General features: G+C 71.1%; 4 protein-coding genes. 1 reads left to right on the top strand and 3 read right to left on the bottom strand.

Going from position 1 to position 4,404, the window contains the following annotated elements; translation table 11 throughout:
• Positions 1-103: 103 nt before the first annotated feature.
• Both disA and radA read right to left on the bottom strand, forming a co-directional pair.
• Positions 104-1,186, bottom strand: a complete 1,083-nt coding sequence (disA, locus tag RMO85_RS09135) for a DNA integrity scanning diadenylate cyclase DisA (protein ID WP_310528415.1) — start codon at positions 1,184-1,186, stop codon at positions 104-106.
• Positions 1,187-1,225: 39 nt separating this feature from the next.
• Positions 1,226-2,644, bottom strand: coding sequence for a DNA repair protein RadA (gene radA, locus RMO85_RS09130; RefSeq protein WP_310528414.1), 1,419 nt, complete (start codon positions 2,642-2,644; stop codon positions 1,226-1,228).
• Positions 2,645-2,897: 253 nt separating this feature from the next.
• Between radA and RMO85_RS09125 the strand changes: the two genes are divergently transcribed.
• Positions 2,898-3,941, top strand: coding sequence for a LacI family DNA-binding transcriptional regulator (locus tag RMO85_RS09125; protein ID WP_310528413.1), 1,044 nt, complete (start codon positions 2,898-2,900; stop codon positions 3,939-3,941).
• Here the strand turns inward: RMO85_RS09125 and RMO85_RS09120 are convergent.
• Positions 3,942-4,404: class I SAM-dependent methyltransferase (locus RMO85_RS09120; RefSeq protein ID WP_310528412.1), on the bottom strand; the 463-nt coding region annotated here is incomplete at its 5' end.

The following is a 4,404-nucleotide window of genomic DNA, read 5'->3' as shown; positions in this document are numbered from 1 at the left end:
GCCGAAGCCGGAGCCCACGACCCAGGGCACGAAGAAGAATCAGGGCGACACTGCCCACACTCCCGGAGAGCAGGGCGGCGGCAACTCCGAGGGTTGAGAGCCCTCAGATGTAGCGCTCGGTGATGCTCGACTCCGCCAGCCGCGAGAGGCCTTCGCGCACGCTGCGGGCGCGCAGCTCGCCGACACCCTCGACGGCTTGGAGGTCGTCGATGCCGGCGGAGAGCAGCTGCTGGAGTCCGCCGAAGTGCTCGACCAGGCGGTCGACGACCTGGGGCGGCAGCCGCGGAACCTTGGCCAGCAGTCGGTAGCCACGCGGCGCGACGGCACCGTCGAGGTGCTCGCCGGTGCCCAGCCCCAGCACCCCGGCCACCGAGCCCGGGTCCACCAGGTCGGTGGGGGACAGGTTGGCCAGGTCGGTCAGCATCGACTCCGGGGTCGTCTTGCGGCGCTTGCCGGTCGGGAGGTAGTCGCGGACCACGAGCTCACGCTCGGCGTCGACGCCGGTGATGAGCTCCTCGAGCTGGAGTGAGAGCAGCCGGCCGTCGGTGCCGAGCTCGAGGACGTAGTCGTCGATCTCGCTCGCGATCCTGGTCACCATCTCGAGGCGCTGGGCAACGACGGCGACGTCGCGGACGGTGACCAGGTCCTCGATCTCCAGCGCCGAGAGGGTCGAGGAGACCTCGTCGAGCCGCATCTTGTACCGCTCCAGTGTGGCGAGGGCCTGGTTGGCGCGGGAGAGGATCTTGCCGGAGTCCTCGAGCACGTGGCGGATCTCGCCGACGTACGCCGCAATGATCTGCATCGACTGCGACACCGAGATCACCGGGAAGCCGGTCTGTCGCGCGACCCGGTCGGCGGTGCGATGCCGGGTGCCCGTCTCCTCGGAAGGGATCGTGTGGTCGGGCATGAGGTGGACGGCCGCGCGGTGGATGCGCGAGATGTCCTTGTCGACGATGATCGCGCCGTCCATCTTGGCGAGCTCGCGCAGGCCGGTGGCGGTGAAGGGCACGTCGAGGGTGAAGCCGCCGGTCGCGATCGAGTCGACGACCTTGTCGATGCCGAGCACGATCAGTGCGCCCGTCCGACCGCGCAGGATCCGCTCGAGCCCGTCGCGCAGCGCCGTGCCCGGCGCGATCTCGGCCAGGGTGGCGCGCAGCCGCAGCGTGTCGTCGCTTCGCTCGGCCACGTCGGTCCTCCCCGGAGAGTTGCGCTGGTCGCGCGGGCGTCAGTCTAGGGGACTGCGGCCCGAGCCATCACCCTTCGCAACCCCCGCCGCCCGGAGCGCGGACAGGACCGTGCTGACGTCGAGGACCTGCATGCCGTCGAGCTCTCGGCCCGTCTGGCGACGTGAGTTGTCGGCGGCTCCCGGCTCGCAGGGCACGATCGCCATCCGGAAGCCCTGCCGGGCGGCTTCGGCCAGTCGTTGCGGCAGGTCGCGGACGCGGCGGAGCTCTCCCGCGAGCCCGATCTCGCCCATCGCCACGATGCCCTTGGGTGGTGCCAGGCCGCTGGTCGAGCTGGCGATGGCGATTGCGATGGCCAGGTCGGCCGCCGGCTCGGTGATCCGCGCGCCACCCACGGTGGAGGCGAAGACGTCGTGCTGGTGCAGCCGGATGCCGGCGTGCTGTTGCAGCACCGCGAGGATCATCGCGACCCGGGAGCCGTCGATGCCGGAGGTCGTGCGTCGCGGCCGCTCCAGCGGCGAAGGCGTCACCAGTCCCTGCACTTCCGCGAGCATCGGGCGACGACCCTCCATGGTCACGGCCACGCACGTGCCCGGCACCTGCGACGAGTGGTGCTCGACGAAGAGGCCGGTCGGGTCGGTGACCGCGCGGATGCCCTCGGAGGAGAGGTCGAAGCAACCGACCTCGTCGACCGGACCGAATCGGTTCTTCATCGCTCGAACCATGCGAAAACGCGAGTTGCGGTCGCCCTCGAAGTGCAGGACCACGTCGACGAGGTGCTCGAGCACCCGCGGCCCGGCGATCGAGCCGTCCTTGGTGACGTGGCCGACGAGGACTGTCGTGATGTTGCGGGTCTTGGCCACCCGGATCAGGGCTGCCGCGACCTCCTTGACCTGGGTGACACCGCCCGGCACGCCCTCGATCCCACTGGCGCCGATGGTCTGCACCGAGTCGATCACCAGCAGTGTCGGTCGCACCTGCTCGATGTGGGTCAGCACGGCGCCGAGATCGGTCTCCGCCGCGATGAAGAGCTCGTCGTGCACGCCGCCGGTGCGGTCGGCGCGCAGCCGGACCTGGGAGGCCGACTCCTCGCCGGTGACGTAGAGCGTGCGGGTGCGCACCCTCGCCGTCTGCGCGGCGACCTCGAGCAGGAGGGTGCTCTTGCCGCCGCCAGGCTCGCCGGCGAGCAGGATCGCGGCCCCCGGCACCAGCCCGCCGCCCAGCACCCGGTCGAGCTCGGGCACGCCGCTGGTGCGGAACTGGGAGTCCTGCACCGAGACCTGCCCGATCGGCACGGCCGGCGTCGTCACCGGGGACGCGGTCGCGCGCATGGTCGGGGCGGCTGCCTCGGCGACCGATCCCCAGGCCTGGCACTCGCCGCAACGGCCGACCCACTTGGTCGTCTCCCAGCCGCACTCCGTGCAGCGATAGGCCGACCTGACCTTGGCGGGCTTGCTCATGCGCGCACTCGCTTCGCCCGGTGCCCACATGAGGCGCCTGTGGCACTGCGTTGATGGATTCGCTCGCTCCGCTCGATCATGCGACGAACCGTAGGCGACGGCACCGACATCGCCGGGGCGGCGTCGTGCGGCGTACCGGCCGGTCGAACGGCAGCGCCGGTGTCGGGGACGCGACAACCCGGGCTGGACGTGACCGGACGGTAACCACGGGGGTTATGCTGCTGATCGGATTGGAACGATCAAGGAGCCAGCGATGTCGCGCACGGAGCCACGGGGGACGGGGTTCATCCCGGTCTCACCGCCGACGCTCGCCGACGTCGCCGAGCGCGCCGGCGTCTCGCGGCAGACCGTCTCCAACGCCGTCAACAACCCCGACCTCCTGCGCCCCAACACCCTCGAGCGCGTCCGTGAGGCCATCGACGAGATGGGCTACTCGCCCAACCGGGCGGCCCGCAACCTCCGCACGCGCAGCTCGCAGCTGATCGGCCTGCGCGTCCTGCCCGCTCAGGAGGGGACGGCCAACGCGATGATGGATCGCTTCGTGCACACCCTGGTCGACACCTCGGCCGCCGCCGGCTATCACGTCCTCCTCTTCGCCGGCGACAACGACGACCCGGTCGGCGGCTACGACCATCTGCTCCGAGCGACCGCCGTCGATGCCTTCGTCGTCACCGACACCTATCTCGGCAACCCCCAGGCTGCCTGGCTGACCGAGCAGCGCGCGCCCTTCGTGGCCTTCGGTCGGCCCTGGGACCAGCCGCACGCCACGCACCCGTGGGTCGACGTGGACGGCGCGGCCGGCACCCGCCTGGCCACCGAGCACCTGCTCAAGAAGGGCCACACCCGGATCGCGTGGATCGGCTGGCGCAAGGACTCACCGATCGGGGAGGACCGTCGTGCGGGCTGGCTGGGTGCGATGCACGATGCCGGGCTCGCGACCACGGGGCTTGCCTCGCGGGTGGAGGACACCGTCCAGAGTGGCGGCGAGGCGGCCGCCGTACTCCTCGACGAGTCGGCGCCGACGGCGTTCGTCTGCGCATCCGACACGCTCGCGATGGGCGTGCTGCACACGCTGTGGCTCCGCCAGCTCGCGCCGGGTCGCGACATCGCGGTGGTCGGCTTCGACGACTCCCAGGTCGCGCAGGTCTTCCCGGTGGGCCTGACGTCGGTGCGCCAGCCCCTCGAGGATGTCGCCGTCGAGATCGTGCGCGCCCTCGAGGCGCTGCTCTCGCACCTGCCGGCGCCCGCTCCCGGCGTGCTCCTCACGCCGACGCTGGCGATCCGCGAGTCCAGCTGACTAGAAGCGCTGCCACCACACGTTGACCGCGTAGTCCACGACCGTGCCGGAGTGCGAGGTGATGAACGCCTCGGCGACGTCGGGCGCGAACTCGATCCGCACGACCGCCTCGAAGTCCGCACGGCTCTCGAAGGACCAGCCCATGTCGACCGGGATCCGGTTCCATCCGTGCGTCGACCAGAAGCGCTCGACGCTGTCCGGGTCGATCTCCGGATAGCCACGGCGAAACCATGAGCCGAACGTCGAGCGCGAAGCGTCGTTGTCGATGACGAATGCCGTGCCCCCCCGCGCCATCACCCGGTCGAGCTCGGCCAGGCCAGGCTCGCAGCCGGGGCCGAAGAAGTACGCCCACCTCGCCTGCACGACGTCGACCGACGAGTCGGCGACGGGCAGGGCCTGCGCCGTACCAACGGACACGGACACGTTGGCCAGCTTCCGCGTACGCCGCCGCGCCAGCGCCGCG

Origin of the sequence: Nocardioides sp. (assembly GCF_031422975.1) — a bacterium.
GTDB lineage: Bacteria > Actinomycetota > Actinomycetes > Propionibacteriales > Nocardioidaceae > Nocardioides.
This window is presented reverse-complemented; position numbering and strand designations above follow the sequence as displayed.

Bases quoted from the DNA above. Each gene is read 5' to 3' on its own strand.
- radA (WP_310528414.1), bottom strand. From the start codon at position 2,644: ATGAGCAAGCCCGCCAAGGTCAGGTCGGCCTATCGCTGCACGGAGTGC.
- RMO85_RS09125 (WP_310528413.1), top strand. From the start codon at position 2,898: ATGTCGCGCACGGAGCCACGGGGGACGGGGTTCATCCCGGTCTCACCG.